Source organism: Allobranchiibius sp. CTAmp26 (genome assembly GCF_017565405.1).
Classification (GTDB): domain Bacteria; phylum Actinomycetota; class Actinomycetes; order Actinomycetales; family Dermatophilaceae; genus Allobranchiibius.
In genome coordinates this window covers 143,611-169,892 of sequence record NZ_JAGEKR010000017.1, presented here as the reverse complement: position 1 = coordinate 169,892, position 26,282 = coordinate 143,611, and the positions used below count along the sequence as shown (strand labels likewise).

Annotated in this window: 28 protein-coding genes; 20 read left to right on the top strand and 8 right to left on the bottom strand. The window is 70.8% G+C overall.

The genetic code is table 11. The features are described from left to right. Positions 1-22: 22 nt before the first annotated feature. The 3 genes from leuC (at position 23) to J4030_RS13760 (ending at position 2,817) form a co-directional block, all read left to right on the top strand. A complete protein-coding gene (leuC, locus tag J4030_RS13770) occupies positions 23-1,429 on the top strand; it encodes a 3-isopropylmalate dehydratase large subunit (RefSeq protein WP_208049797.1) in 1,407 nt (468 codons plus the stop codon). A 13-nt stretch (positions 1,430-1,442) separates the two neighbouring features. Then, positions 1,443-2,039: a 3-isopropylmalate dehydratase small subunit gene (gene leuD / locus J4030_RS13765; RefSeq protein ID WP_208049796.1), complete on the top strand. Its 597-nt coding sequence runs from the start codon at positions 1,443-1,445 to the stop codon at positions 2,037-2,039. A 274-nt stretch (positions 2,040-2,313) separates the two neighbouring features. Further along, positions 2,314-2,817, top strand: coding sequence for an HU family DNA-binding protein (locus J4030_RS13760; RefSeq protein WP_208049795.1), 504 nt, complete (start codon positions 2,314-2,316; stop codon positions 2,815-2,817). A gap of 27 nt (positions 2,818-2,844) precedes the next feature. Here the strand turns inward: J4030_RS13760 and J4030_RS13755 are convergent, their stop codons facing one another. Then, on the bottom strand, positions 2,845-3,057 hold the full coding sequence (locus tag J4030_RS13755) for a hypothetical protein (protein ID WP_208049794.1): 213 nt from the start codon (positions 3,055-3,057) through the stop codon (positions 2,845-2,847). 5 nt (positions 3,058-3,062) lie between these two features. After that, positions 3,063-3,728: a 2-phospho-L-lactate guanylyltransferase gene (gene cofC / locus J4030_RS13750; protein WP_208049793.1), complete on the bottom strand. Its 666-nt coding sequence runs from the start codon at positions 3,726-3,728 to the stop codon at positions 3,063-3,065. A 94-nt stretch (positions 3,729-3,822) separates the two neighbouring features. On the opposite strand from cofC, the gene J4030_RS13745 reads away from it, so the two are divergent. Continuing rightward, positions 3,823-4,563, top strand: a complete 741-nt coding sequence (locus tag J4030_RS13745) for a 1-acyl-sn-glycerol-3-phosphate acyltransferase (protein WP_208049792.1) — start codon at positions 3,823-3,825, stop codon at positions 4,561-4,563. Then, on the top strand, positions 4,560-5,561 hold the full coding sequence (locus J4030_RS13740) for an NAD(P)H-dependent glycerol-3-phosphate dehydrogenase (RefSeq protein ID WP_208049791.1): 1,002 nt from the start codon (positions 4,560-4,562) through the stop codon (positions 5,559-5,561). The genes J4030_RS13745 and J4030_RS13740 overlap by 4 nt, the downstream gene beginning before the upstream one ends. Here the strand turns inward: J4030_RS13740 and J4030_RS13735 are convergent. After that, positions 5,558-6,625, bottom strand: coding sequence for a PLP-dependent aspartate aminotransferase family protein (locus J4030_RS13735; RefSeq protein ID WP_208049790.1), 1,068 nt, complete (start codon positions 6,623-6,625; stop codon positions 5,558-5,560). The genes J4030_RS13740 and J4030_RS13735 overlap by 4 nt on opposite strands. Before the next feature lie 67 nt (positions 6,626-6,692). Here J4030_RS13735 and J4030_RS13730 point away from each other — a divergent pair, with 67 nt between their 5' ends. Beyond that, entirely contained in the window at positions 6,693-7,826 is a 1,134-nt protein-coding gene (locus J4030_RS13730; protein WP_307864700.1) for a D-alanine--D-alanine ligase family protein, read from the top strand. Between the two features lie 12 nt (positions 7,827-7,838). Here the strand turns inward: J4030_RS13730 and J4030_RS13725 are convergent, their stop codons facing one another. After that, complete coding sequence (locus J4030_RS13725; protein ID WP_307864699.1) at positions 7,839-8,291, bottom strand: DUF3515 family protein; 453 nt, start codon at positions 8,289-8,291, stop codon at positions 7,839-7,841. After that, positions 8,273-8,503, bottom strand: a complete 231-nt coding sequence (locus tag J4030_RS13720) for an Lrp/AsnC family transcriptional regulator (protein WP_208049788.1) — start codon at positions 8,501-8,503, stop codon at positions 8,273-8,275. Before J4030_RS13720 ends, J4030_RS13725 begins: the two co-directional genes overlap by 19 nt. A gap of 87 nt (positions 8,504-8,590) precedes the next feature. On the opposite strand from J4030_RS13720, the gene thiL reads away from it, so the two are divergent. After that, a complete protein-coding gene (gene thiL / locus J4030_RS13715) occupies positions 8,591-9,568 on the top strand; it encodes a thiamine-phosphate kinase (RefSeq protein ID WP_208049787.1) in 978 nt (325 codons plus the stop codon). A gap of 16 nt (positions 9,569-9,584) precedes the next feature. On the opposite strand, the gene J4030_RS13710 is transcribed toward thiL, so the two are convergent. Next, positions 9,585-10,880, bottom strand: coding sequence for an HNH endonuclease signature motif containing protein (locus J4030_RS13710; protein WP_208049786.1), 1,296 nt, complete (start codon positions 10,878-10,880; stop codon positions 9,585-9,587). A 134-nt stretch (positions 10,881-11,014) separates the two neighbouring features. Between J4030_RS13710 and J4030_RS13705 the strand changes: the two genes are divergently transcribed. Genes J4030_RS13705 through J4030_RS13695 form a run of 3 tightly spaced genes read left to right on the top strand, consistent with a single transcriptional unit; the run spans position 11,015 to position 13,938 of the window. Further along, complete coding sequence (locus J4030_RS13705) at positions 11,015-11,533, top strand: maleylpyruvate isomerase family mycothiol-dependent enzyme (RefSeq protein WP_208049785.1); 519 nt, start codon at positions 11,015-11,017, stop codon at positions 11,531-11,533. A gap of 48 nt (positions 11,534-11,581) precedes the next feature. Next, entirely contained in the window at positions 11,582-12,946 is a 1,365-nt protein-coding gene (locus J4030_RS13700; RefSeq protein ID WP_208049784.1) for a bifunctional pirin family protein/GNAT family N-acetyltransferase, read from the top strand. Continuing rightward, positions 12,943-13,938 (top strand): NAD-dependent epimerase/dehydratase family protein, encoded by a 996-nt coding sequence (locus tag J4030_RS13695; RefSeq protein WP_208049783.1) that lies wholly within the window; start codon positions 12,943-12,945, stop codon positions 13,936-13,938. Before J4030_RS13700 ends, J4030_RS13695 begins: the two co-directional genes overlap by 4 nt. A gap of 81 nt (positions 13,939-14,019) precedes the next feature. On the opposite strand, the gene rpmB is transcribed toward J4030_RS13695, so the two are convergent. Then, complete coding sequence (rpmB, locus tag J4030_RS13690) at positions 14,020-14,214, bottom strand: 50S ribosomal protein L28 (RefSeq protein WP_179479684.1); 195 nt, start codon at positions 14,212-14,214, stop codon at positions 14,020-14,022. Between the two features lie 193 nt (positions 14,215-14,407). On the opposite strand from rpmB, the gene J4030_RS13685 reads away from it, so the two are divergent. The 10 genes from J4030_RS13685 to map all read left to right on the top strand — a co-directional run bounded on the left by J4030_RS13685 (position 14,408) and on the right by map (position 24,478). Further along, positions 14,408-15,934, top strand: a complete 1,527-nt coding sequence (locus J4030_RS13685; protein WP_208049782.1) for a DAK2 domain-containing protein — start codon at positions 14,408-14,410, stop codon at positions 15,932-15,934. Beyond that, on the top strand, positions 15,931-18,144 hold the full coding sequence (locus J4030_RS13680) for an ATP-dependent DNA helicase RecG (protein ID WP_208049827.1): 2,214 nt from the start codon (positions 15,931-15,933) through the stop codon (positions 18,142-18,144). Before J4030_RS13685 ends, J4030_RS13680 begins: the two co-directional genes overlap by 4 nt. Then, positions 18,144-18,725 (top strand): 16S rRNA (guanine(966)-N(2))-methyltransferase RsmD, encoded by a 582-nt coding sequence (gene rsmD / locus J4030_RS13675; RefSeq protein WP_208049781.1) that lies wholly within the window; start codon positions 18,144-18,146, stop codon positions 18,723-18,725. The genes J4030_RS13680 and rsmD overlap by 1 nt, the downstream gene beginning before the upstream one ends. A gap of 9 nt (positions 18,726-18,734) precedes the next feature. Continuing rightward, positions 18,735-19,235 (top strand): pantetheine-phosphate adenylyltransferase, encoded by a 501-nt coding sequence (gene coaD / locus J4030_RS13670; protein WP_208049780.1) that lies wholly within the window; start codon positions 18,735-18,737, stop codon positions 19,233-19,235. Positions 19,236-19,337: 102 nt separating this feature from the next. Then, positions 19,338-19,910 (top strand): DUF177 domain-containing protein, encoded by a 573-nt coding sequence (locus J4030_RS13665; RefSeq protein ID WP_208049779.1) that lies wholly within the window; start codon positions 19,338-19,340, stop codon positions 19,908-19,910. A 1-nt stretch (position 19,911) separates the two neighbouring features. Continuing rightward, positions 19,912-20,106, top strand: a complete 195-nt coding sequence (gene rpmF, locus J4030_RS13660; RefSeq protein ID WP_208049778.1) for a 50S ribosomal protein L32 — start codon at positions 19,912-19,914, stop codon at positions 20,104-20,106. 11 nt (positions 20,107-20,117) lie between these two features. Continuing rightward, the gene (gene rnc / locus J4030_RS13655) at positions 20,118-20,867 is read left to right on the top strand and encodes a ribonuclease III (RefSeq protein WP_208049826.1); all 750 of its coding nucleotides are present in this window, start codon (positions 20,118-20,120) and stop codon (positions 20,865-20,867) included. After that, a complete protein-coding gene (mutM, locus tag J4030_RS13650) occupies positions 20,860-21,750 on the top strand; it encodes a bifunctional DNA-formamidopyrimidine glycosylase/DNA-(apurinic or apyrimidinic site) lyase (protein ID WP_208049777.1) in 891 nt (296 codons plus the stop codon). Before rnc ends, mutM begins: the two co-directional genes overlap by 8 nt. A 4-nt stretch (positions 21,751-21,754) precedes the next feature. Further along, entirely contained in the window at positions 21,755-23,689 is a 1,935-nt protein-coding gene (locus J4030_RS13645; RefSeq protein WP_307864697.1) for a M3 family metallopeptidase, read from the top strand. 21 nt (positions 23,690-23,710) lie between these two features. Further along, positions 23,711-24,478, top strand: coding sequence for a type I methionyl aminopeptidase (gene map / locus J4030_RS13640; protein WP_208049776.1), 768 nt, complete (start codon positions 23,711-23,713; stop codon positions 24,476-24,478). A 99-nt stretch (positions 24,479-24,577) separates the two neighbouring features. Here map and J4030_RS13635 read toward each other — a convergent pair whose 3' ends face one another. Beyond that, a complete protein-coding gene (locus tag J4030_RS13635; RefSeq protein ID WP_208049775.1) occupies positions 24,578-26,248 on the bottom strand; it encodes a peptide-N4-asparagine amidase in 1,671 nt (556 codons plus the stop codon). Between the last annotated feature and the right edge of the window lie 34 nt (positions 26,249-26,282).

Sequence of the window (26,282 nt, the reverse complement as noted above, 5' to 3'; positions counted from 1 at the left end):
AGTACGAACGAGGGAGGACGCCGTGGGAAACACCCTGGCCGAGAAGGTATGGCATCAGCACGTCGTGCGCAGCGCGGAGGGCGAACCGGACCTGCTCTACATCGATCTGCACCTGCTGCACGAGGTGACCAGCCCGCAGGCGTTCGACGGGCTGCGGCTCGAGGGCCGCGGCGTACGGCGTACCGACCTCACCATCGCGACCGAGGACCACAACGTCCCCACGACGCCCGGGCCCATCGTGGACCCCGTCAGCCTCACCCAGGTGCAGACGTTGCGGCGCAACTGTGAGGAGTTCGGGGTGCGGCTCTTCCCGATGGGTGACGCCGAGCAGGGGATCGTGCACATCATCGGTCCGCAGTTGGGGCTGACCCAGCCGGGGATGACGATCGTCTGTGGTGACAGCCACACCTCGACGCACGGGGCGTTCGGCGCGCTCGCTTTCGGCATCGGCACCAGCGAGGTGGAGCACGTGCTCGCCACCCAGACGCTGCCGCTGAAGCCGTTCCGCACGATGGCGATCAACGTCGAGGGCACGCTGCGACCCGGGGTGACCGCCAAGGACATCATCCTGGCCGTCATCGCCAAGATCGGCACCGGCGGCGGACAGGGCTACGTCCTGGAGTACCGCGGGTCCGCGATCCGGGCGCTGTCGATGGAGGCGCGGATGACCATCTGCAACATGTCCATCGAAGCCGGCGCCCGCGCTGGGATGATCGCACCCGACCAGACCACCTTCGACTACCTGCAGGGCCGTGACTACGCGCCGCAGGGCACCGACTGGGACGACGCCGTTGCCGCCTGGCGCGGACTGGTCACCGACGACGACGCGACGTTCGACGCCGTCGTCGACCTGAATGCCGACGAGCTGGCGCCGTTCGTCACCTGGGGCACCAACCCCGGGCAGGGTCTGCCGCTCTCGGCCGCCGTGCCGGACCCGGAGCAGATCCCCGACGAGGGCGACCGCGTGGCCGCCGAGCGCGCGATCGAGTACATGGGTCTCACGCCGGGCACCGCGCTGCGCGACATCGAGGTGCAGACGGTCTTCCTCGGCTCGTGCACCAACGGCCGGATCGAGGACCTGCGCGCGGCGGCCGATGTGATCAAGGGCCACCGGGTCGCCGACGGCGTCCGGATGCTCGTCGTACCCGGGTCGGCCAGGGTGCGGCTGCAGGCCGAGTCCGAGGGGCTGGACCAGGTGTTCGTCGATGCCGGCGCCGAGTGGCGGCTCGCCGGCTGCTCGATGTGCCTGGGCATGAACCCCGACCAGCTGGCGGTGGGTGAGCGCGCGGCGTCCACCTCGAACCGCAACTTCGAAGGTCGTCAGGGCAAGGGCGGACGCACTCACCTGGTGAGTCCGCTGGTGGCCGCCGCGACCGCCGTACGCGGCACGTTGTCCAGCCCGGCCGACCTGACCACCACCTCCGTCTGAGAAGGGATCCGACATGGATGCATTCGTGCGACACACCGGCGTCGGCGTTCCGTTGCGCCGCAGCAACGTCGACACCGACCAGATCATCCCCGCGGTCTACCTCAAGCGGGTCACGCGCACCGGCTTCGAGGACGGCCTCTTCTCCGCATGGCGGGGCGACGATGCGTTCGTGCTCAACAACCCGGTGTACGCGCAGGGTTCGGTGCTCGTGGCCGGGCCGGACTTCGGCACCGGGTCCTCGCGTGAGCACGCGGTGTGGGCGCTCATGGACTACGGCTTCCGGGTGGTGCTCTCCTCGCGGTTCGCGGACATCTTCCGCGGCAACTCCGGCAAGTCGGGGCTGCTCACCGCGCAGCTGCAGCAGCAGGACATCGAACTGATCTGGAAGCTGCTCGACAACGAGCCCGGGCTGCAGATCGCCGTCGACCTGCAGGAGCGCACGGTGACGGTGCGCGAGCACGTCTTCGCCTTCGAGGTCGACGACTACATCCGCTGGCGCCTGCTCGAGGGACTGGACGACATCAGCCTCACCTTGCGACACGCTGACGCGGTGGACGAATTCGAGCAACAACGCCCGTCGTGGAAGCCGCGCGTCCAGCCGGTCGGTTGATTGTGCTGTCGTCAACCGCTGTTGCGTGACGGATAGGCGAATAGCTCTGTGCTGCATGGGTTTCCGCACATAGGCGCCCCATCCTGCGGTGGGCTCCGGTAACGACCTACTCCGCGGTGATCGCGCCAATCCCGTTGCGAATCGGGCGGATTGAACCCGGAAACGCTTGCCCGGTGGCCTGCACCGTCCTACCGTCAGGGGTGGTCGTACGACGACGTCCGGCCGCCGTGCCCGGATCGGTGAGCAGCCGGGCGGATTCCCTGGAGGGGCAGACGTGAACAAAGCAGAGCTCGTATCGAGCCTGGAGACCCGGCTGGGCAGCAAGAGGGCCGCCAGCGATGCCGTCGAGGGTGTCTTCGACATCATCATCCGTGAGGTCGCCGCCGGTCGGAAGGTCGGCATCACCGGCTTCGGCACCTTCGAGAAGATCAGTCGCGCCGCGCGCACCGGGCGCAATCCGCGTACCGGTGAGACCGTGCGCATCAAGCGCACGTCGGTGCCGAAGTTCAAGCCGGGCGCGGCGTTCAAGACCGGTGTCGCCGACCCGAAGTCGATCCCCAAGACCGGGAACGCCGGCGGTCGCGCCGCTGCGGGGACCGCAGGCACCGCCACCAAGACGGCCGCCAAGAAGTCCACCGCGAAGAAGAGCACGGCGAAGGCGAGCGCCACCAAGACGGCCGCGAAGACCACCACAGCCAAGAAGACCACGCCCGCCAAGAAGACGAGCGCCGTCAAGAAGACGACCACGACGACGGCGAAGCGGACCGCGAAGCGCTGAGCCGCAGCGCTCTGCGGGCGGCCCTGGTCAGCCGATGCGTTGGCCGGGGCCGATCCCCACGATCCACAACCGGGTGATCTCGCCGGCGCCGACCTCGATGCTGACGCGCTGACCGGGTCGCAGGTGGCGCAGCCGGGAGGCGGCGAATACCCGCTCGTCGAACGGCAGCACGCGGCCGTTGTCGGTGATCACCGAGCCGCGCGCCGTGTCGAAGTCGAAGGTGTGGATGCTGGCCTGCACGGGGCTCAGCCTACCGAGGCCGACGCGGCGCAGACGCCGAGCACAGCGGCCGTCCGCGGCCCCACGCCCAGCGAAACAGCCTGTGCGAGCGCAGTATCGGTGTCCACGTCGGTCCGCAACCGCGGAAGATCCGGTGTCAGCACCCGCGCGACCCGGGCGTGCCGGGCAGCCGAACCGGCACCGAAGCGCGGGACGATCCGGCGCAGGTCGTGATGAGTGAGCAAAACGGTGCCGGTCCCGTCCTGATCGGGGATGACGCTGGACTCGGAGACCGCGCACGCCCGCAGTCCGGCGGACAGCTCGTCGGGGGACAGTGCCGGCAGGTCGCCCAGCAGGACAGCTCCAGGGGCGCACACCTGCTCGGGGGCCAGCCCGTCCGGAGTTGCTGCGGCAAGTCCCGCGGCGATGGCGGGGTTGAGTCCGCGGCCCGGATCCGGCACGACCCCTCCGTGACGGGTGGCGACGAAGGCGGCGAGCTGCTCGTCGTCGGTCACCACGAAGACCCGGTCGGCCGGTACGACGTCGTAGACGGCGGTGAGGGTGTCCAGGGCGAACGCCGCAGCGAGCTCGTCGCGCGCGACCCCGTCGGGAACGCGCAGCCTGCTCTTGGCCCGGGAGCGTTCCTTGACCGGGACCACCAGTCGCCAGGCGGAGCTCCCTGCTGCAGTCATCGGCGAATCGTGTCAGACCAGGAGCCACCGCGCGTCGGCCAGGGGTGCGATATGACCGACGCGGATAATGACCGCAGCGACGACTAGGAGAAATGTGCGGCATCCACGCCCGAGCGACGACATCAGCCTGCTGTACCGGGGGATCGTGCGCACCCTGCGGCCCGTGCTGCGGGGCGTGACGCGGACCGACTGGCGCGGGCTGGAGAACGTCCCGGCGAGCGGCGGGTTCGTCGTGGCGCCCAACCACGTGTCGTACGTCGACCCGATCATCCTCGGCCACTTCCTGGTGGATCAGGGCCGTGCGCCGCGCTTCCTCGCCAAGAACGCCCTCTTCACGACGCCGGCGCTCGGCCGCATCATGGCGAACACCGGCCAGATCCCGGTCTACCGCGAGACCACCCGGGCGGTCGACGCGTACGCCGCCGCGCTCGTCGCGTTGCGGGCGGGGGCCTGCGTGTGCGTGCTGCCCGAGGGAACCATCACCAAGGACCCGCAGATGTGGCCGATGACGGGCAAGACCGGCGCGGCGCGACTGGCCCTGGAGACCGGTCTGCCGCTCGTGCCCGTCGGCATCTGGGGCACCCAGCAGCTCATGCGCGCGTATCACGACAAGATGCCCCACCTGGTGCCTCCGAAGCGGGTGCAGGTCTACGCCGGACCTCCCGTGGATCTGACCGACCTGGCCGACCGCGTCGTCGACCGAGAGGTGCTCGCGACGGCCACCGACCGACTCATGGATGCGATCGCCGCCCAGGTCTCGCTCGCTCGCGGGTTGCCGGTGCCCGCCGATCGCTACGATCCTCGCGACGACATGCGGAGAGGTGGCCGACGATGAGCCGGGTCGCGGTGCTGGGCAGTGGCAGTTGGGGGACGGCGTTCGCGGCCGTCCTCGCCGACGCGGGCAATGACGTCACCATGTGGGCCCGTCGCGCCGAGGTGGCTCAGGAGATCCGTGACACCCGGGTCAACGCGGCCTATCTGCCCGATCTGCGACTGCCGGAGCGGATCCGGGTCACCGACGACGCGCACGAGGCGATGGACGGGGCCGACATCGTCGCCATCGCCGTCCCCGCACAGAGCCTGCGCGACAACCTCGCCGACTGGCGGCCGGGCATCCCGGGCGACGCCGCGGTCGTGTCGCTGATGAAGGGCATCGAACTCGGCACGACCATGCGGATGAGCGAGGTCATCTGCGAGGCGGGCGGGGTCGACTCCGACCGCGTCGTGGTGGTCTCGGGACCCAACCTGGCGCTCGAGATCGCCGCCAAGCAGCCCGCCGCAGCCCTGGTCGCCTCCACCAGCGCCCGGATGCGCGCCCGGGTCGCCGAGGCGTGCGCCAGCCGCTACTTCCGCCCCTACCTCGGCAAGGACGTGGTGGGCACGGAACTGGCCGGAGCGACCAAGAACGTCGTGGCACTCGCCGTCGGGATGGCGAGCGGGATGGGGATGGGTGAGAACACCATGGCCAGCCTGCTCACCCGCGGCCTGGCCGAGACCGCCCGCCTCGGCACGGCGCTCACCGCCGATCCTGCGACCTTCCTCGGTCTCGCGGGCGTGGGCGACCTGGTCGCCACCTGCACGTCGCCGAAGTCGCGCAACCGGACGTTCGGCTTCGAGCTGGGGTCCGGCAAGAGCCTGGAGGAGGTCGTGGCGCACACCCGTCAGACGGCCGAGGGCGTCAAGTCCTGTCGTTCGATCCTGGAGCTGGCGCGCTCGGTGGACGTCGACGTGCCCATCGTGGAGAACGTCGCGGCCGTCGTCCACGAGGGCCGCAAGCCCAGCGAGGTCGTGGAGTCGCTAATGTCACGCTCCCGCAAGGACGAGAAGGCCTAGCTTCGGAGCGCTGCGTCGAGGTCGCGCCACAGGTCCTCGACGTCCTCCAGGCCCACCGACAGGCGCAGCAGCTCTTCCGGCACCGTGACAGGTTCGGTGACGATCCGGCGGCGGCGCTCGATGAGTGACTCCACCCCGCCGAGGCTCGTCGCGGGAAGCCAGACGCGGACGGCGTCCTCGACCCGGCGCGCGGCGGCCGCTCCGCCGGTGACCTCGACGCTCACGATCGCGCCGAAGCCGGGGTACCGGACCCTGGACACTGCAGGATGATCGCCGAGCCGGCGCGCGAGGTCGGCGGCGCTCGCGCACGAGCGGTCCAGGCGGACCTGCAGGGTGCGCAGCCCGCGGAGGGCGAGCCATGTCTCGAACGGGCCGGGGATGGCGCCGTGCAGGACGCGGTGACCGAAGAGGCGTGCCTGCAGGTCGGGATCCGCGGTGACGGTCGCGCCGAGCAGCACGTCGGAATGGCCGGCGATGAACTTGGTCGCCGAGTGCATCACCACGTCCGCGCCGAGCGCGATCGGTTGCTGCAGCAGGGGTGTGGCGAAGGTGTTGTCGACGACACTGATCGCTCCGTGCTCGCGAGCGGCTGCCAGCAGCGTCGGGAGGTCGGCGATCTCCAGCATCGGGTTGGTGGGCGATTCCAGCCAGACGAGCTGCGCGCCGTTCATCGCCGCGAGGACGGCGGCGGTGTCGGCGACGTCGACCCGGCGCACCTCGAACCGGCCCTGCTGGGCGGCTTCGTCGAGCAGCGATCCGGTGCCGTTGTAGGCGTGCGTCGGCGCTACCACCACGCTGCCGTGCGGGACCAGCGACAGACTCGCGGCGACCGCCGCCATCCCGCTCGCGAACGCCAGTGCCCGGCCGCCCTCGAGCGATCCGAGCACCTCCTCGAACGCCGTCCACGTGGGGTTGCCCGAGCGCGCGTACGCGACGTCGCCGCCTGCGACGTACGTCGAGGTCAGCTCCACGCCCTGGTTGACGACCGCGCCCGGGGTGCGCGGCGGTCGGCCCAGGCCGATGAGACGGGTCGCGGCGGCGAGATCACCGGATTCGGAAGCCATGCGGCCAGCGTGGCACGCCGGTGCGGCGTGCATCGCACGCAGGGTGCGGGGCGGATACCGTTCGTGGGTGAGTCTTTCGACACCGGAACACCCGGAGCCGCGCAAACCTGTCGTCGCCCTGATCTTCGGCGGCCGCTCGTCCGAGCACGAGGTCTCGTGCGCCACTGCGGCCAGCGTGCTGCGCAGCATCGATCGCAGCCGGTACGACGTGCTGCCGATCGGGATCCGCAAGGACGGGCGCTGGGTGCTCGTCGCCGACGACCCCGAACCCCTGCAGCTGACGGCTGGTCGCACGCCCGAGGTGTCCGGCGACCAGGCGGTCGCCCTCCCCACCGACCCCACCGACCGTTCGCTGGTGGTGCTCGAACCGGGCGCACCGCCGCGCGAACTGGGCGAGGTCGACGTGGTCTTCCCGTTGCTGCACGGGCCGTTCGGCGAGGACGGCACGCTGCAGGGGCTGCTGGAGCTCAGTGACGTGCGGTACGTCGGGTGCGGTGTGTCCGCGTCCGCCGTGATGATGGACAAGGCTCTGATGAAGGTGGTCTTCGCTGGCAACGGGCTGCCGATCGGCCCGTACACCGTGATCACCGACAAGGCGTGGCGCCGGGACAGTGCCGCCTGTCTGGACAGCGCCAACGCTCTCGGCTGGCCCGTCTTCGTCAAACCGGCCCGTGCCGGTTCGAGCATGGGCGTGGTGCGGGTCGATGACCCGGCAGGCCTGAGGGCCGCGATCGAGAGCGCTCGCCAGCACGATCCCAAGGTGCTCGTCGAGGCCGCTGTGGACGGCCGCGAGGTGGAGTGCGGGGTGCTCGAGGGTCGTGGCGCCGACGCGCCGCGCGCGTCCCAGGTCGGCGAGATCGAGGTCGCCGACGGGCGGCACGAGTTCTACGACTTCGAGGCCAAGTATCTGGACGGCTCGGCGCGGCTCACGTGCCCCGCGGACCTGCCCGACGTCGTACGCGACGAGATCCGTGAGCTCTCGGTGCGGGCGTTCGAGGCCGCCGGCTGCGAAGGGCTGGCACGGGTCGACTGGTGGTACCGCCCCGACGGCAGCCTGGTGCTCAACGAGATCAACACGATGCCGGGATTCACGCCGCAGTCGATGTTCCCGGTGGTGTGGGCCCAGGCCGGCTTGGACTACCCGAGCCTGATCACCGAGTTGCTGGAACTCGCGCTCGCCCGGCGCGTCGGGCTGCGCTGAGAAGAGCTCTGCTCAGCTGCACCGATGGGTGCTCTGCGGGATGGTGCGGGCCGCGGCGGTGAACGCCGCGACGCCCCACCCCTCGTACTTCTTGGGGATCAGCACCTCGATCGCCGGTGACCGCCCGTAGGTCACGAAGCGGAATCCGTCGGACAGCTGATGTCCGACCCAATCGATCCCGTCGACGTCGAAGCACTCGTCGGTCGTCGGCCCGGGACTGCTCACTCCGCAACGGGCGATGATCGCCGGGTCTCCCCAGGCGCGGACGGTGTTCGATTTTGCGGACGTCTGGCGGGTTTTCTGCTGTGCCACCGTCTTCGGCCAGTTCGCCGCCGCGCGGGTGCAGGCCGGCGAAGCGGCCTGGGCGGCGGTGCTGGCACCGACGGTGTCCGACCCGTTGCAGGCCGTGAGACCGGTTGCGGCTGCGAGCGCGAGCAGCCCGCCGGTCAGCCGACGACGGTGCACGTGACCGTGCGGGTGATGCCGTCGACGTCCTGGATCTTGGAGACGATCAGCTTGCCCAGCTCGTCGACGCTGGGGGCCTCGGCACGCACGATCACGTCGTACGGACCGGTGACGTCCTGCGCGGCCAGGACGCCGGACAGCTGCGCGCAGGTGGCGGCAACCGTCTTGGCCTTGCCCATGTCGGCCTGGATGAGGATGTAGGCCTGCACCATGTGTGCCTCCGTCGGATCGTTGACGCCCGGCGTGGGCGGGAGCCGACGGCGGCGTCGGCCCGGGGCAGACGCTACCGTGCGGTCACCATGACGGGGCGACGGGGACGACAGGCGGACGACAACGACGGCACGGTGCTCGCCGACCTGAACGAGGCGCAGATCCTGGCGCAGGTGCTCCCGCCGGGAGGTGCGCCGGCGGGGGTGCTGGTGGGGCCTGGCGACGACACGGCGTATCTCGCGGTGCCGTCGGGCCGGGTGCTGGTCACCACCGACGCGATGGTGCTCGGGCGTGACTGGCTGGACGAGTGGTCGAGCGCCGCCGACGTCGGCACCAAGTGCGTCGCTCAGAACGCGGCCGACATCGCCTCGATGGGCGGGGTCACCACCGGCGTCGTGGTCACCCTGGTGGCCGATCCGCAGACCCCTGTGCGGTGGGCTCGCGACCTGTCGTACGCAATCGCGGACGCGTGCGCGCGGGAGGGCATCGCCGTCCTGGGCGGAGATCTGTCCTCGGCTCCGGCCGGGGTGCGGATGGTCTCGATCACGGCGGTGGGCGAGGTGTCCGGTGCTCCGGTGCTGCGCAGTGGTGCCCAGGTCGGCGACGTGGTCGCCGTGAGTGATGCCCTCGGGCGCTCCGGCGCCGGTCTGCTTCTGCTGCAGGGGGATCCGGCCGCACGCGGACCGCTGGTCGACTACCACCTGCGGCCGACGCCGTCGTACGCGCAGGGCCCCGCCGCACGGGACGCGGGCGCCACCAGCATGCTCGACATCAGCGACGGGCTGCTGCGGGATGCGGACCGGATCGCCGATGCCAGCGGGGTGCGGCTTGACCTGCGCTCGGATGCCCTTCAGGTGCACGTCGATGCTCTCGCGCCGACGGTGGGGGACGCTGCCTGGGACTGCGTGCTGCGCGGGGGCGAGGAACACACGCTGCTGGCGACATTCCCGTCCGACGTCGTGCTGCCGGACGGCTGGCGCGCGATCGGTACGGTCGCGACCGGCTCCGGGGTCGCGCTGGACGGCGCCGCCCAGGAACCCGGCGGGTGGGACCACTTCCACGGATGAGCGGGGATTCGCCTCATCAAGGCGGTTCGCCGACGTCGCCGGTCCGATGCTCTGCCGTCCTCGGGCCGCTTCCTCGTCGGTGGAAGCGGACTTGGTCCAGGTGCAGGATCTCGTTGGTGGGTCCGGTGTAGCGCTGCGGTCCGGCGGTGTCGGGTCCTGGATCGTGGGGTGGGGTGGTGGCGAGGGGTTCGATGGGGTGCCCGTGGCGGGTGGTGAAGCGGAAGTGTCCGGGGGCGCCCGCATCGGGGTGGATGGTGTAGTCGCCGGTGTGGTGGCGGTCGTGGTGGTGGGGGCACAGGCTGATCAGGTTCATCATGTCGGTGTGACCGCCGTCGGCCCAGTGGGTGATGTGGTGGCATTCCAGGTGGTGGATCGCGTGGCAGCCGGGGTAGGCGCAACCCCGGTCGCGGTCTTCGACGAGGCGTCGGGTGCGGCGGGGCACGATGCGGTGGGCGCGTCCGACGTTGACCGGTGACCCTTCTCTTTCCCAGACGGGCTGGACCATTCCGTCGCAGGTCCATTTGCGCAGCAGGTGCGGTGGCAGGGCGCCGCGTTTGGTGAGCCAGCCCTGGCCGGTGGTGTCCAGGTGCAGGTAGATCCGGAACTTCTCGGCCCGTCCGGCGATGTCGGTGGTGCCGATCTGCAGGGACCGGGTGGCGAGTTGTTCCATGGCGTCGGCCATCCGCACCCGCCGGGATGATGGTTCATCGGGTGTCGAGGCACCGGTGGCGGTGGCGAGGAAGAGGGCGTCTGTGGCTTCGGTGAGGGCTTGTTGGACCAGGGCGCCGATGTCGGCGGGTGCGGTGTAGGTCAGGTGGAATCGGTCGTGGTCGAACCACATCGCCAGTTCCGCGGGTTGCGCGGCGATGGACAACGCGTCCGGCGGCTGCGGTGGAGTGTCGGGGGTGTCGGGCTGCTGGGTGAAGTCGTATTTGACCAGGGCCCGGCGCAACTGCGGGACGGTCGCGTGCACCGCGAGCTGCACGACGGTTTCGTCGTACCCGGTCGGGGTGTGCGCAGCGACGACCGCGGCCTGACCCAGGGACAGTCGCCCGGTGTGCACCTCCCGTTGGAGTGCGGGGAGTTCGGTGCTGCGGGTGGCGATCCGGACCAGGTCGCGGGCCGTGGCGGGGGAGACGCCGGCGAAGCAGGTCAACCAGTGTTCGGGGGAGCGGATCCCACTGATCGCCCACGTCTCGTGCTCGACGAGGCGGGTGACCAGGTCGATCAGGTCGGCGTGCGCGGCGTTCAACCGGCCACAGATCATCCCGACCTCGGCCAACGGATCCGTACGCGAATCGTGAGCAGGCACAAAGCTGTCCGCGCTGTCAGCGACAGTGACGAGACCCCGTGTCGAACTCATGTACCCATACAACCACCCACCACCGACAGCCCCTCCGCGATTTCCCGGGCAGCTGTCCGGCCCCGCGAGTAGCGTGCCGGGACATGAGTGAGCAACCAGTGACCGAGCCGTTGATCGACACTGCCCTCACCCAGTTCGGAGAGTTGGTGGGCTCTGTCGACGACTGGCAGACGCAGACACCGTGCGAGGCCTGGTCGATCGGTGAGCTCGTCGACCACGTGACCGGCAACACCGCGCGCTTCGCGACGATGGCACGCGGCGAGGAGGTCGACTGGTCGGCATCTCCGGAAGTCGGCACGGACCGGGTCGCGGCGTTCGACGCCGCCGCTGAGGAGTTGCGTGCCGCATGGCGAGAGGGCAGCCCGGCGCCGGTCGGCATGGCGAGCGGGGAGTACGCCGTGCACACCTGGGATCTCGCGACGGCCCTCGGCCGGTCCACCGCGGACCTGGACTCGTCGCTCGCCGAGTCCGGGCTGGAGTTCGTGCACGGCAACCTGACGGACGACTCCCGCGGTGAGGTGTTCGGGCCGGAGAAGCCAGCGCCGCAGGACGCCGACGCGTACGGCACGCTCGCAGCGTTCGCCGGCCGCACCGTCTCTTAGTCGCGATCGCGCGTCGAGCCGGGGGCCGGCCGGCGTAATCTGCGGACGATGAGCACCACCGAACGTCGGCCGCAGGCAGTCGACTGCCAGAGCGATCCGGCGACCGCTGCTGTCGACGGTCGGCTCGCGGTCGAAGTGCTGAAGGCACGGGAGGTCCCGCTCGGCGGCCCGCGGGCGATGACCGTGCGCCGTACCCTGCCTCAGCGGCAGCGCTCGCTGATCGGTGCGTGGTGCTTCGCCGATCACTACGGCCCGGACGACGTCTCGCTGACCGGCGGGATGGATGTGCCGCCACATCCGCACACCGGATTGCAGACGGTGAGCTGGCTCTTCAGCGGCGAGGTCGAGCACCGAGACACGCTCGGAACGCACGCGATGGTGCGCCCCGGCGAACTGAATCTGATGACCGCCGGTGCCGGCATCGCGCATACCGAGGTCTCGACCCCCGACACCACCACGTTGCAGGGCGTGCAGCTGTGGGTCGCGCTGCCCGACGCGGACCGGAATGTCGATGGCGCTTTCGATCACTACGTGCCGCCCCAGGTGCACCTGCAGGGCGGCCGGGCGCGGGTGTTCCTGGGCGATCTCTTCGGGAGCAGATCGCCCGTGCACACTTTCAGCCCGTTGCTCGGTGCCGAGCTGACCATCGAGGCGGGTGCGCACCTCGACATCCCCGTTCGGGCCGACTTCGAGCACGGCCTGCTCGTCGACACCGGCACGGTCACGGTTTGCGAAACTTCTGTGCTGCGAGCTGAACTCGGCTATGTGGGCACCGGCGCCGACACGATCCCGGTGACCAATACCGGTGACCGACCCGCGCGTCTCATCCTGCTGGGCGGCACGCCGTTCGGCGAGGAGGTCCTCATGTGGTGGAACTTCCTGGGCCGCACCCACGAGGAGATCGCCCGCTACCGGGAGCAGTGGGAGGCCCGCTCGGCGCGCTTCGGCCAGGTGCAGGGGTACGTCGGCGAGACGCAGCATCTGACGGCGCCTCAGCTGCCCCATGCGGTGCTGCGACCGCGCCGTAACCCCGCATCCACGGCAGGCCCGATGCTCACCGACAAATCCGGCGCCACGGTCACCGTCGTGGACCACCCCGAGGAACACCGTTACGAGGTCTTCGCCGACGGCACAGCCGCCGGATTCAGCGCGTACGCCGACCGCGGCGACCAGCGTGTCGTCTTCCACACGGAGGTCGCGCAGGAGTACGGCGGACGCGGCCTCGGCACGCTGCTGGTCGCGCAACTGCTGGCACGCATCCGCGAGAGCGGCAGGCGGGTGGTGCCTGTCTGCCCGCTCGTCGCCGCCTACCTGGACGGACACCCTGGCGAGTACGCCGACATCGCCGATCCGGTCACGCCCGAGATCCTGGACTGGCTGCAGAGCCGCTCCACGGGAAGCGCCGAAGCATGACCCGCACGCTCGTCCTCGGTGGCACCCACTTCGTCGGCCACGCGATCGTCGACGCCGCCCGCGCGCGCGGCCACGACGTCACCACTTTGACCAGGGGCGCCAGTGGTTCGCCACCGCCCGGGGTGACGGCCCGGCATGCCGATCGCACCGACCCGGCCGCGCTCGCCACCGCCCTCGGTGACGACAGGTGGGACCTGGTCGTCGACACCTGGTCGGGGGCGCCTCGCGTCGTTCGGGACAGCGCACGGCTGCTGTCCGGACGGGTGGGGCACTACGCCTACGTCTCGTCCCGCTCGGTCCACGAGTGGCCGCTTCCGATCGGCGCGGACGAGAGCGCGCCGGTCGTCGACGCCGACGCGGACAGCGACGATTCGCAGGACTACTCCGCCGCGAAGCGCGGCGCCGAGCTCGCCGTGCTGCGCGACTTCGACGGTCCGGCGCTGCTCGCGCGGGCCGGGCTGATCCTGGGGCCGCGGGAGGATGTCGGGCGGCTGCCCTGGTGGTTGCGCCGGATGGCCGCAGGAGGCCCGGTGCCGTGTCCGGGTCCGCGGGATCGCCCGCTGCAGTACATCGACGCGCGCGACCTCGCGGCATGGTTGCTCGACGCGAGCGCGCGCGGCGTGACCGGTGCGTACAACACGGTGAGCCGGCCGGGGCACACCACCATCGGCGAGCTGCTCGACCTGTGTCGCGAGGCCACCGGGTCGCGCGCCGACCTGGTGTGGGTCACCCCCGAGGACGTCGCCGCCGCCGGCGTCCAGCCCTGGACCGAACTGCCGATCTGGCTGCCGCCGTCCGGGGAGTACGCGGGCCTGCACGCCGCCGACGCGTCCGCGGCGTACGCCGCCGGGCTGGCCTGCCGCCCGGTCGCACAGACCGTGCAGGACACCTGGTCCTGGATGCGGGACGTGGGTGAGACGCCGGTCCGGCCGGACCGTCCCGCGCCGGGCATGAGCCCCGACGCCGAGGCGCGGCTGCTGGCCCGGGCCTGAGCCGCCCTCAGGGTGATCAGCAGGCAGCGGGCACAGAAAAACCGGCCCCGAAGGACCGGTTCAGCTGCAGTTGCGCAGGGTTCAGCGGGTGACCTTGCCGGCCTTCAGGCAGGAGGTGCACACGTTGATGCGCTTCGGGGTCTTGCCGGCCTCGCCGACCATGGTCCGCACGCGCTGGATGTTGGGGTTCCAACGACGCTTGGTCCGTCGGTGCGAGTGGGAAATGCTGTGGCCGAAGCCGGGTCCCTTGCCGCAGACGTCGCACGTGGCAGCCACGGTGTCTCCTACTGGTGTCTCGAGAATTGAAGTACGAAGGTCGATCGCGGGTCGCGCACAGGGCATCGGATGCACCGTCGCAAGCGGTCCGCAAACCACAGGATCGTAGCCGAGCCGCGCGACACATCCCAAATTGCTAGCCTGCCGGGCAGTCTGCGCCACGCACCGACCACCCGAAGGACACAGCGACCGTATGCCGCTCGAAGCGCTCGATGTGCAGGCGTTGCGCCGGTGGGTCATCACCGCCCGCGTCGTCCTGTCCGAGCACGCCGATGCCATCAACGCGCTGAACGTCTTCCCCGTGCCCGACCGGGACACCGGCACCAATATGAGCGTCACGATGGAGCTGGCGGTCGACGGCCTGGCCTCCGAGGCACCCCCGGACCTGCTGACCTCGGTGCGGGTGCTCGCCCGGTCCACGGTGCTGTCGGCACGGGGCAACTCCGGCGTCATCCTCAGCCAGCTCGTGCGCGGCCTGGCGGACGTCGTGATCGCGCTCGACGGTGCACCCCTGCATGCACCCGATGTGGCCGACGTCCTGCGGGAGGCCGCGCGGCGAGCCCGTGGCGGAGTGCGCGCACCGGTCGAGGGCACCATGCTGTCGGTCGCGGACGCCGCGGCGCATGCGGCGGACGCCGCCCGGGATCTACCGCTGGTCGAGTTGGTCGATGCGGTGGTGACCGCCGCGGAGGACGCGGTCGGTCGCACCCGCGAGCAGCTGCCGGTGCTGCGCGAGGCCGGTGTCGTCGACGCCGGCGCCGTCGGCTACTGGCTCGTGCTGCGAGCGCTGCGCCATGTCGTTCGCCGGGCGCCGGGCACCGTCCTCGGCGGCGAGACACCGGCCTGGCTCGCTGCCCCCGAGCGCCCGTGCCCCACCGGAGACGGTGGGCACGACGGTGACGGGCCGGCGTACGAGCTCGTGTTCGTGGTGCACGACACCGACGATGAGCGGGTCGACCTGCTTGCGGGCGTCCTGGAGGGCCTGGGCGACAGCGTCGTGGTCGCGGGCGGGCCGGACGTGTGGAGCGTGCACGCCCACCTCGACGACCTCGGCGCCGGCCTGAACGCGGCGGCGTCCGCCGGGCGACCCAGTCGATTCCAGGTGACCCGGTTCGCCGACCAGCTCGAGAACGTGCACGCCCCGCGGCAGGTCGCCTCTCCCGTGGTGGCCGTGCTGGCATCACCCGGTCTGGCCGACCTGGTGCACGACGCCGACCCGGGCGCCCAGGTGCTGATCGCGCCGGACGAGAGCGCCCTGCACGATGCGCTCGCCGGCATCGGGGACCGGTTGCTGCTGGCTGACACACCCGCGTTGCGATCCCTTGCAGAACGGGCGATCTCAGGGTCGCCGGGCTCGTCGGTCTGTCATGGCGAGCACCCGGCGCAGGTGCTCGCGGCGCTCGCGGTCCGCGCGGGGCAGGACGATCCGGAGGCCCTGCGGCGCGACTGCGACAACGCAGCCGACGCGGTCACCACCCACACCCTGGACGCGCCCGACGGCGACGCGCCCGACGGCGACGTGCCGACGCGGTGCCGTGCACTGCTCGACCGCGCGGTCACCGACGAGGTCGAACTGGTCACCCTGATCGCCGGCGCCGATGCCCCCGACGGCCTGCTCGACGCACTGACCGAGCACCTGACGGCCGCGCGCCCCGAGTTGGAGGTCACCTCGTTCGCGGGACGCCGCCCGGGCGTCGTACTCGACGTGGGGTGCGAGTGATCGACCGCCGCACCAAGCTCGTCGACGTCCTCGGTGACGCCGCGAAGAAGCTGGCCAAGGAGCGGGACCTGCGCACCGTGGGGGATTTCCTGGACTTCCTGCCACGCCGCTACATCGACGCGACCACCTCCGGGCACCTGTCGGAGTTCGCGATGGGGGAGCAGGCCGTGCTGATCGCCACGGTCGTGGCCTCCACCACCCGGCGGATGCGCCAGCGCCGCGGCGAGATGCTGCAGGTGCGCATCGAGGACGCCGACGGCGCGCAGGCGGAGCTGGTCTTCTTCAGCAAGTACGGCCACGAGCAGCGACTGCAACCAGGGGTGCGCGGCGTCTTCCGCGGGCAGCTCGGCAGCTACGGCGCGAGTGTGCAGCTCACCCACCCGGACTACTCCCTGCTGGACGCGGGCGGTGAGGAGCAGATCTACGCCGGGGGACTGGTGCCGCTCTACCGCGCGATCAAGGGCGTTACGGACATGCAGCTGACCCGGTCCTACCGGTTGGTGCTGGACCAGCTCGACGGCTCCCCGGACCCGGTGCCCCCGCAGATCCTGGCCCGCCACGACCTCGCCGATCAGGTGGCGGCGTACCGCGCGATCCACCTGCCGCGCACCCTCGGCGAGGCCGGACGCGGGCGTCGGCGGCTGCGCTACGACGAGGCGCTCGTCGTGCAGACCGTGCTCGCGCAGCGGCGGGCGGAGTACGACGCCCTGCAGGCCACGGCGAGGCCGCCGCGCTCCGGAGGGCTGCTGAGCGCGTTCGACGAGCGGTTGCCCTTCGACCTGACCGCCGGGCAGCGCGAGGTGGGGGAGCAGATCGCGGCCGACATGGCGCGTACGACGCCCATGCATCGGCTGCTGCAGGGGGAGGTCGGCTCCGGCAAGACCATCGTGGCTCTGCGGGCGATGCTGGCGACGGTCGACGCGGGTGCGCAGGCCGCGCTGCTCGCGCCGACCGAGGTGCTGGCCCAGCAGCACCACCGCTCCATCACCGCGATGCTCGGCGACCTCGCGCAGGGCGGGATGCTCGGCGGCGCCGAGCACGGCACGCGGGTGGCCCTGCTGACCGGGTCGATGAGCCGCGCCCAGCGCGCGTCGACGCTGCAGGAGGTCCTGAATCAGGAGGCCGGCATCGTGATCGGCACCCACGCCCTCATCCAGGACACCGTGATGTTCGGTGAGCTGGGCCTGGTCGTCGTGGACGAGCAGCACCGGTTCGGCGTCGAACAGCGGGACGCGTTGCGCGCCAAGGCCACTCGCAGCCCCCACGTGCTCGTCATGACCGCAACGCCCATCCCGCGCACGGTGGCGATGACCGTCTTCGGAGACATGGACACCTCGGTGCTGCGGGAGCTGCCGCGGGGGCGTGCACCGATCGTGTCGCATCTGGTGCCGGCCGCGAATCCCGCCTGGTTGCAACGCACCTGGCAGCGGGTCGGCGAGGAGGTCGCGCAGGGTCACCAGGCGTACGTCGTGTGCGCCCGGATCGGCGGCGACGAGCCGTCGCCGGGGCAGGGAGACGACAGCGACCTTGGAGAGCTGCTCGACGCCGACCCGTCGGAGCCTGTCGAGGAAGGGTCGGCCCCGCAACGGCCGGAGGCGATCGGCGTACACGGGATGCTGGAGGACCTGCGTGCCGAGCCCGCCCTCGCGGGGCTGCGGATCGAGCTGCTGCACGGCCGGTTGCCCGCCGACGAGAAGGAGGCCGTGATGCAGGCCTTCGGGCGCGGTGAGATCGACGTGCTGGTGAGCACCACGGTGATCGAGGTGGGGGTCGACGTCCCGAACGCGACCGCGATGGTCGTCATGGACGCCGACCGGTTCGGCATCTCCCAGCTGCACCAGCTGCGCGGCCGGGTCGGTCGGGGCAGCGCCGGCGGCCTGTGCCTGCTGGTCACCTCGACCGACAACGAGGAGACGGTCGAACGGCTGACCGCCGTCGCCGCGACCACCGACGGGTTCGCCCTCGCCGAGCTGGACCTCAGCCTGCGCTCCGAGGGCGACATCCTCGGCGCGCGGCAGAGCGGGCACCGCTCCGGCCTGCGGCTGCTGCGCCTCGCCCATCCCAAGGACGTGGAGCTGATCGACCTGGCCCGCGCCGACGCCGCCGACCTGGTCGCGAGCGACCCCACCCTCGCCGAGCATCCGGGCCTCGCTCAGCTCGTCACCACCCGGCTCGATGACGTGCAGGCCGCCTTCCTGGAGCGCGGCTGATGCCGCGCATCGTCGCCGGATCGGCGCGCGGCCGCCGGATCACGACACCGCCCGGTGACGGCACCCGGCCGACCAGCGACCGCGTCCGGGAGGCGCTCTTCGGCCGGCTGGCGCACCTCGGTGCCGTCGCCGACGCGCAGGTGCTCGACCTCTATGCCGGTTCCGGCGCTCTCGGTCTGGAGGCCGTCTCCCGGGGCGCGCGGTCCGCGCTGCTGGTGGAGTCCGACCGCCGCGCCGCCGAGGTGATCCGCCGCAACGTCGCCGAGCTCGGACTGGACGCGCAGGTGCGCCAGACCACGGTCGTCCAGACGCTGGGCGGCCACGCGCCGCACGCCATGCACCTGGTGCTGATCGACCCGCCGTACGCCGTGTCCGACGACGAGGTCGCCGAAGTCCTGCGCACGCTGGTCACCGGCGGCTGGCTGCAGGTCGAGGCCGTGGTGGTGCTGGAGCGGGCGAGCCGGTCGCCGGAGCCTCGTTGGCCGGACGGGTTGCGCTCGCTGGAGTCGCGGGCGTACGGCGAGACCACCGTCTGGTACTCCGAGTACGCGCCGGGCGACGGTGCGTCCCCGGTGCTCTAGCCTGCCGTCATGGCCGCCGATCCGCGTCGTTGCGTGTGCCCCGGTTCCTACGACCCGTTCACCGCCGGCCACCTGGACATCGTGACCCGGGCGGCCGCGCTGTACGACGAGGTCGTCGTCGCGGTGCTCTTCAACCCGGCGAAGCAGGGCACCTTCGAGCCCGCGGAGCGGGTCGCGCTGATCGAGGCATCGACGAAGCACCTGCCGGGGGTGCGCGCCGCGGCGTACGGCGACCGGCTCGTCGTCGACGTATGCGCGGAGCTGGAGGCCGGGGTGCTCGTGAAGGGTCTGCGGGACCAGGCCGACTACGGGTACGAGCTGCCGATGGCGCAGATGAACCGCCAGATGACGGGGATCGAGACGGCGTTCCTGCCCGGCGACCCGGCGATGGCGCACTACTCCAGCTCGCTGATCCGCCTCATCGCGGCGCACGGTGCGGACGTGTCGGCGATGGTGCCGCCGCCGGTGCTCGCGCCGCTGTTGGACCGGCTTCGGGACCGGTCCCGGTGAAGCGTTTTGGGCTAGGCGGCACCCAGCCGGTATCGTTCTCGATTGGTCTTGTCGCCTGTGACGGGACCGACCCTTCTCGATCATTCGTGAGACAACGACACCATGCACCTTGATCCACGCTCACCCCTGGTCCTCGACACCCGGGAGCTCGGGCGGCGACCCGGCGCGATGGCATCGTTCTCGCGCACGGTCGAGGCACCGGAGGATCTCGGCACCGAGGTCATCCGCGTACCCACCGGTGCGCCGGTCCGTCTGGACCTGCGCCTGGAATCCGTCATGGAGGGGGTGCTGGTGTCCGGGTCGGTGACGGCGCAGGCGGTCGGCGCATGCGTACGGTGCCTGGAAGAGGTGCACGTCCCCGTGGACGTGAGCTTCCAGGAACTCTTCGCCTACACCGACCGGGTCGTCCACGCAGACGAGGTGGGCGATGACGACGACGACCGGCACGAACTGGACGGCGACCTGCTCGATCTGGATCCCGTGCTGCGTGACGCGGTGGTGCCTGCACTGCCGTTCCAACCCGTATGCCGGGTCGACTGCCCGGGGTTGTGCTCCGAATGCGGAGCGCGCCTCGCGGACGACCCGACGCATCACCATGAAGTGCAAGACCCACGGTGGGCAGCACTGGCCGGACTGGCCGGAGCACCCGCCGACACCGACGAGAAGAGGAACTGACGTGGCTGTCCCGAAGCGGAAGATGTCCCGCTCCAACACCCGTTCACGGCGCGCGAACTGGAAGGCCACGCCCGTCGCGGTCTCCAACTGCCCGGTCTGCAACGAGCTGAAGCAGCCGCACCTGGCGTGCCCGTCCTGCGGGAGCTACAACGGTCGTCAGTACCCCGACGCCGTCCGCGCCGAGCACCAGGCCTGAGCTTCACCCACATTGTGAGCAGCTCCCGACGGTCCGCGCGGTACGACGCAGCGCAGCGGCCCGTCACGGAGTTGGCCCGGATCCTGCACGACAAGACCGGAGCCGACGTCGACGAGGAACTGCTCCAGCGTGGGCTGGTGCACCGCTCGTACTCCTACGAGAACGGCGGGGTGCCGCACAACGAACGCCAGGAGTTCCTCGGGGACGCGATCCTCGGCCTGGTGGTGACCGATCACCTCTACCACGCGCACCCCGACCTGCCCGAGGGCCAGTTGGCGAAATTCCGTGCGGCGGTGGTCAATTCGCGCGCCCTGGCGGCGGTCGCCCGTGAGATCGACCTCGGGTCGTTCGTGCTGCTCGGCAAGGGGGAGCTGACCAGCGGCGGACGGGATAAGGACTCGATCCTGGCCGACACCATGGAATCGGTGATCGGCACCGTCTACCTGTGCGGCGGAGTGTCCGCGGCGGCTCGGTTGATCCACGACCTGATGGACGGCCGCATCGACGCCAGCGCCGAGCTCGGAGCCGGATTGGACTGGAAGACCTCGCTGCAGGAGGTCGCGTCCGCCGCAGGGCTCGGCTCACCGCACTACGCGGTGCAGGAGCAGGGCCCTGACCACGACAAGGTCTTCACCGCCACCGTGCTGGTCGCCGAGGAGCCGGTCGGCACCGGCATCGGTCGCAACAAGAAGTCCGCGGAGCAGCTGGCCGCCGAGCAGGCCTGGCGTCGGCTGAAGGAGCGCGCGGGCACCAGTGCCTGAACTGCCCGAGGTCGAGGTGGTCCGCCGGGGGCTGGCCGATCACGTGGTCGGACGCCGCTTCCTGTCCGTGCAGGTGCACGGTGCGCGGGTCGCGCGTCGGCACCTCGCGGGACCGGTCGATCTGGCGTCCCGGCTGACGGGCGTCGCAGTCCACGAGGCCTCACGGCGCGGCAAGTACCTCTGGCTGCGCCTGGACGGCGATCAGGCGCTGGTCGTGCACCTCGGGATGAGCGGCCAGATGCTGGTCGAACCGCCGGACGCGCCGCGTGAGAAGCACGCCCACGCGATCTTCGACCTGGACGACGGTCTGCAGCTGCGGTTCGTCGACCAGCGCACCTTCGGGGGACTGCAGCTGGTCGATCTGGTGCCCGACGAGGTCGGCGCGACCCTTGAGGACGCGCCCAGGCTCGTGCCGTCGGTGATCACGCACATCGCACCGGATCCGCTGGAGGCGGCGTTCGACCAGGAGGCGGTCGTGCGAGCGATGCGGCGGCGGCGTACCCAGATCAAACGCGCGCTGCTGGACCAGTCGCTGGTCTCGGGCATCGGCAACATCTACGCGGATGAGGCCCTCTGGCGGGCGGAGCTGCACGGTGAACGCGCGACCGACCGGCTCCCGCTGGCGGCGTTGCGCGGTGTGCTCGACGAGGCCTCGGCCGTGATGACCGCGGCGCTCGGCCACGGCGGCACGAGCTTCGATGCGTTGTACGTGAACGTCAACGGCGCGAGCGGCTACTTCGAGCGGTCGCTGGAGGCGTACGGGCGGGTCGGCCGCCCGTGCCGGCGATGCGGCACGCTCATCGTGCGGGAATCGTTCATGAACCGGTCCTCCTTCAGTTGCCCGCACTGCCAGCCCCGGCCCCGCTACCGGGGTTTAGATTGACGCGGTGACGACGCAGACCACCGACAGCACGGCGGCCGCCCTCGAGCTGCCCGCCCCCGACGACACCATGAGCTGGCTCGGTGACCGCTCGCGCGGCAGCCTGGAGCGCGCCAGGGAGATGGTGCGGTCGCTCAAGGCCGAGCCGCCGACGGACCCGCTGGCGGTGCTGCAGGCCTGGAACGACATCCAGATCGAGGTGAGCAACGCCGCCGCGAGCGCTGCGGTCTACTCCGAGACCAACCCCGAGAAGGACGTCCGCGAGGCCGCGGACGGGACCATGCAGCAGATCGACGAGTTCGCCACCGACCTCGGGCTGGACGGGGAGCTCTTCGCGATCTTCGACGCGCTGTCGAGCGGGGGACTGGACCCGACGGCCGCACGTCTGCTGGAGCGGCAGCTGCGCGATTTCCGTCGGTCCGGAGTAGACCGTGACGAGACGACTCGCGCCCGGCTGCGCGAGTTGGCCCAGCTCGAGCTGCGGGCGAGCCAGGAGTTCGGTCGCAACATCCGCGAGGGCGTGCGGTCCATCCGGGTGCGCCCCGAGGACCTGACCGGGATGCCTGCGGACTGGCTCGCCTCCCACGAGCCGGACGACGACGGGCTGATCACCGTCACGACCGATTATCCGGACTCGGTCCCGGTGGGCACGTTCTGCTCGGTGCCGGCGACCCGGCGCGCGATCAGCCTGGAGCGGCTCAACATCGCCTGGCCCGCGAACGACGAGGTCCTGCAACGCATCCTGACGTTGCGGGCCGAGCATGCCGGGCTGCTCGGCTACGCGAACTGGGCTGACTTCAACGCCGAGACCAAGATGATCCGCACCGGGTCGGCCATCAACGAGTTCATCGACCGGATCCTGGCGGCGTCCACCGACGCGGCGCAGCGTGACAAGCAGATCGTGCTGGACCGGCTGCGTCAGGACGACCCCGACGCGCAGGACATCTACGGCTACGACCTGCCCTACTACAGCGAGCTGGTGCGCAAGGAACGCTACGACGTCGACGCGCAGCTCGTGCGCACCTTCTTCCGCTTCGACGCGGTGCTGCAGGGCTTGCTCGCGGTGACCGGCCGGCTGTTCGGGCTGACCTGGGAGCCGGTGCCCGACGCGCCGGTGTGGGCGCCGGACGTCGCGGCGTACGACGTGCTGCGCGACGGCACCCGGATCGGGCGCATCTACCTCGATCTGCACCCGCGCGAGGGCAAGTACAAGCACGCGGCGCAATTCACCCTGGTGGAGGGCATCCGCGGACGGCAGCTGCCCGAGGGCGTGCTCGTGTGCAATTTCAGCCGCGGGCTGATGGAGCACTCCGAGGTGACGACGTTCTTCCACGAGTTCGGTCACCTGATCCACCACGTCATCGGCGGTGGGCAGGAGTGGGTGGAGTTCACCGGGGTCGCCACCGAGTGGGACTTCGTCGAGGCGCCGAGCCAGATGTTGGAGGAGTGGGCGTGGGACCCCGCCGTCCTCGCCGAGTTCGCGGTCGACGCCGACGGCACCGTGATCCCCGAGGCCCTCGTACGCCGGATGCGCACGGCCGACGACTTCGGCAAGGGCTACCTGGCGCGGACCCAGATGTTCTACGCGGCCTTGTCGGTCGGCATCCACCAGCAGCGTCCTGAGGAGTTGACGACCGCTGTTCGTGAGGCACAGCAGCGGTATTCGGTCTTCCCCTACATCGAGGACACCCACTTCCAGTGCTCGTTCGGGCACCTGGACGGGTACAGCTCCGGCTACTACACCTACATGTGGTCACTGGTCATCGCCAAGGACATGTTCAGCGCGTTCCACGCCGAGGATCTCTTCGAGCCGCACGTCGCGGCGCGCTATCGCGACCGGGTGCTCGCGGCGGGTGGCAGCAAGGACGCCGCCGATCTGGTGGCGGACTTCCTCGGTCGCCCCTACACGTTCGACGCGTACGCCGCCTGGCTCGCTGAGTAGGCGCGGCATACGGTGGACGACGTGATCGAACTGAAGTCGTCCGCCGAGATCGACCAGATGCGCCCTGCCGGGAAGCTGGTGGCCGCCACTTTGACCGCGTTGAAGGACGCGGCCGACGTCGGGGTCAACTTGCTCGACCTCGACGCCCTGGCGCACCAGATGATCCGGGACGCGGGCGCGGAATCGTGCTACATCGACTACCACCCCAGTTTCGGCGCGATGCCGTTCGGCAAGGTGCTGTGCACGAGCGTGAACGACGCTGTCCTGCACGGACTTCCGCACGACTACGCGTTGCGTGACGGCGATCTGCTGTCGGTGGACTTCGCCGCATCCCTGGGTGGTTGGGTCTCGGATGCTGCCCTCTCGGTCGTCGTCGGCACCCCGCGAGAGCGGGACCTCGCGCTCATCGACTGCACCGAGCGCGCGCTGGCCGCCGGCATCGCTGCCGCCCGCGGTGGCAACAAGCTCGGAGACGTGAGCGCGGCGATCGCCCAGGTGGCGCATGCCGACGGCTTCAGCGTCAACACCCAGTTCGGCGGGCACGGAGTCGGCCGCACGATGCACGGCGAGCCCCACGTGCCGAACGACGGCCGTGCGGGGCGCGGCCTCAAACTGCAGCCGGGACTGGTCATCGCGATCGAGCCGTGGTTCATGCACACGACCGACGAGATCTTCACCGACCCCGACGGGTGGACGCTGCGCAGCGCCGACGGTTCCCGCGGAGCGCACAGCGAGCACACCGTCGCGGTCACCTCGGGCGACCCGCTCGTCCTGACCGCCCGCGACTGATCCCCGAGCCCACCTCCCGCTGAGATCCGGCTTCGCGACAGTGAGGCCGCGCCCAGACCCGCCTGAACCCGGATCTCAACAGCGGGCGGTGCTACCGACTCAGCTGCCCAGGTGCCGGTCGGAGGTCACCCGCCCGTGGTTCGTGGTGATGACGTGCCAGTACGGGCGCCCGGTCGCACCCGTGCCGACGTACGACGTCACGGAATGACCGTCGGACTGGCTCGTGACCCCCTGCGACCTCGCTAGGACGCCGTACGACGAGACGCGCCAGTCGTAGGCCAGTCCCGCGGCGTGCCGGCCGTCGGTAACGAACCGGGCGACGTCCTGAGCCATCGTCACCGACCCGGTGAGCGAGAAGTTCTGATCGTCTGTGTAGTCGGCGGCCGAGAAGTCCACGGTGATCGGGTAGGACTCCCGCAGGAACAGGCTGCGCACGGTCCGGGCGCCCACGCGGGACACCGAGCGTGTTGTCATCAGGTCCTGCTGACGGATGGACTGCACCGCTCCGGAGTCACTGACGGTGCCCGCGTTGCTCCAGGTGCGCCCGGTCGACACGGTGGTGACCACGCGGCCCGCCGAGGTGTCGATGTAACCGGTGACCGAGTCGGCGCGGCGGGCGGTCTGGGAGTAGTGCACCGCGCCCTGCCGGGCGGGGTCGACCGTGGTGCCCGTGGTCGCGGCGGCCGCGACGTTCGCCGAGGTGAGGCTGCCCGAGGTACGCGCGCGGTGATGGTCGGTGTAGAGGAAGAGCGCGGCCGTGACGTTCCACGTGTCGCCGATCGGGGAGATGGCGAACGTCAGGGTGTGCGACTTCCCGTCGACCAGCCGACCCGCGAAGGGCGTGAGGTCCAGTGACTCGGCCCGCAGATCCAACGTGTCGATCGCGAGGACCGGACGCCACAGGGTGGGCACGATCCCGCCGGAGTAGATGTGCGGGTAGGTCCCCACCGCACCGGCGCGGGTGTCGTCGACCGCCACCGTCGCCTCCCGGAAGGAGCCGGCCGCGCAGAGGCCCGCGTCGGGGTAGTCCGCGGCGACGGCGTCCGGGACCGCGGTGAACCACTGCTCGTCGCAACCGTTGCCCTTGAGCGTGACGTCGAGGCGCGCGCCGGTGATGTTGCGCGGCAGTCCGGCGATCGTGGTGGTCGTCGTGTGGCTCGAGGGATTCAGGTCCTGCACCGGTACGCCCACGACCTTGTCGGGCACCTTCGGGGCGGGGTGCCGCGAATCGGCCAGGTAGTAGGTGATGCGGACCGTCTGGTCGTAGACACCGGTGTAGGTCGAGTTGGTGTAGTTGACGTACCCACCGGTGTACGGCTGCGGCGTACGCAGCAGTGCAGAGAAGTCGGTGATGTCCTTGGCGAACGAGAACGTCGTGGGGGTCGGGCCGCCCGGCTCCTGGGTGGTCCCGAACCAGACGGTCACGCCGCCGATCGTGAGGGTGCCGCTGCGGTCGTACTGCCGTCCGCTGACCGACGTCGTGGAATCCAGGACGACCTTCGACCAGGCCTTGCCGGCGCATGCGGCCGGCGGAGCCAGCGTGCCGGAGTAGTTCTGAGCGGATCCGTCCGCGGCGTTGGACCGGAAATGCGAGGCGAGCGTCGCCGTGCAGTGCTCGGTGGCCGGTCGGCTGGTCGGCGGCGCGGCGCTGACCGGATTGTCGGCGCCGGTCTCGATGTATCCCGCCGCCGATGCGACCTGCGCACCGATCAGGCACGACGCGAGCAGGCTGAGCACAACGGTGAGCAGTACGAACAGACGGCGACGCATAGCGGCTCCCTCGGACGGTGGTTCGTCGAGCCTA

Coding starts and splice junctions, on each gene's coding strand:
- leuD (WP_208049796.1), top strand. CDS start 1,443: ATGGATGCATTCGTGCGACACACCGGCGTCGGCGTTCCGTTGCGCCGC.
- cofC (WP_208049793.1), bottom strand. CDS start 3,728: ATGACTGCAGCAGGGAGCTCCGCCTGGCGACTGGTGGTCCCGGTCAAG.
- J4030_RS13740 (WP_208049791.1), top strand. CDS start 4,560: ATGAGCCGGGTCGCGGTGCTGGGCAGTGGCAGTTGGGGGACGGCGTTC.
- J4030_RS13735 (WP_208049790.1), bottom strand. CDS start 6,625: ATGGCTTCCGAATCCGGTGATCTCGCCGCCGCGACCCGTCTCATCGGC.
- J4030_RS13720 (WP_208049788.1), bottom strand. CDS start 8,503: ATGGTGCAGGCCTACATCCTCATCCAGGCCGACATGGGCAAGGCCAAG.
- thiL (WP_208049787.1), top strand. CDS start 8,591: ATGACGGGGCGACGGGGACGACAGGCGGACGACAACGACGGCACGGTG.
- J4030_RS13705 (WP_208049785.1), top strand. CDS start 11,015: ATGAGTGAGCAACCAGTGACCGAGCCGTTGATCGACACTGCCCTCACC.
- J4030_RS13700 (WP_208049784.1), top strand. CDS start 11,582: ATGAGCACCACCGAACGTCGGCCGCAGGCAGTCGACTGCCAGAGCGAT.
- J4030_RS13695 (WP_208049783.1), top strand. CDS start 12,943: ATGACCCGCACGCTCGTCCTCGGTGGCACCCACTTCGTCGGCCACGCG.
- J4030_RS13685 (WP_208049782.1), top strand. CDS start 14,408: ATGCCGCTCGAAGCGCTCGATGTGCAGGCGTTGCGCCGGTGGGTCATC.
- rsmD (WP_208049781.1), top strand. CDS start 18,144: ATGCCGCGCATCGTCGCCGGATCGGCGCGCGGCCGCCGGATCACGACA.
- coaD (WP_208049780.1), top strand. CDS start 18,735: ATGGCCGCCGATCCGCGTCGTTGCGTGTGCCCCGGTTCCTACGACCCG.
- J4030_RS13665 (WP_208049779.1), top strand. CDS start 19,338: ATGCACCTTGATCCACGCTCACCCCTGGTCCTCGACACCCGGGAGCTC.
- J4030_RS13635 (WP_208049775.1), bottom strand. CDS start 26,248: ATGCGTCGCCGTCTGTTCGTACTGCTCACCGTTGTGCTCAGCCTGCTC.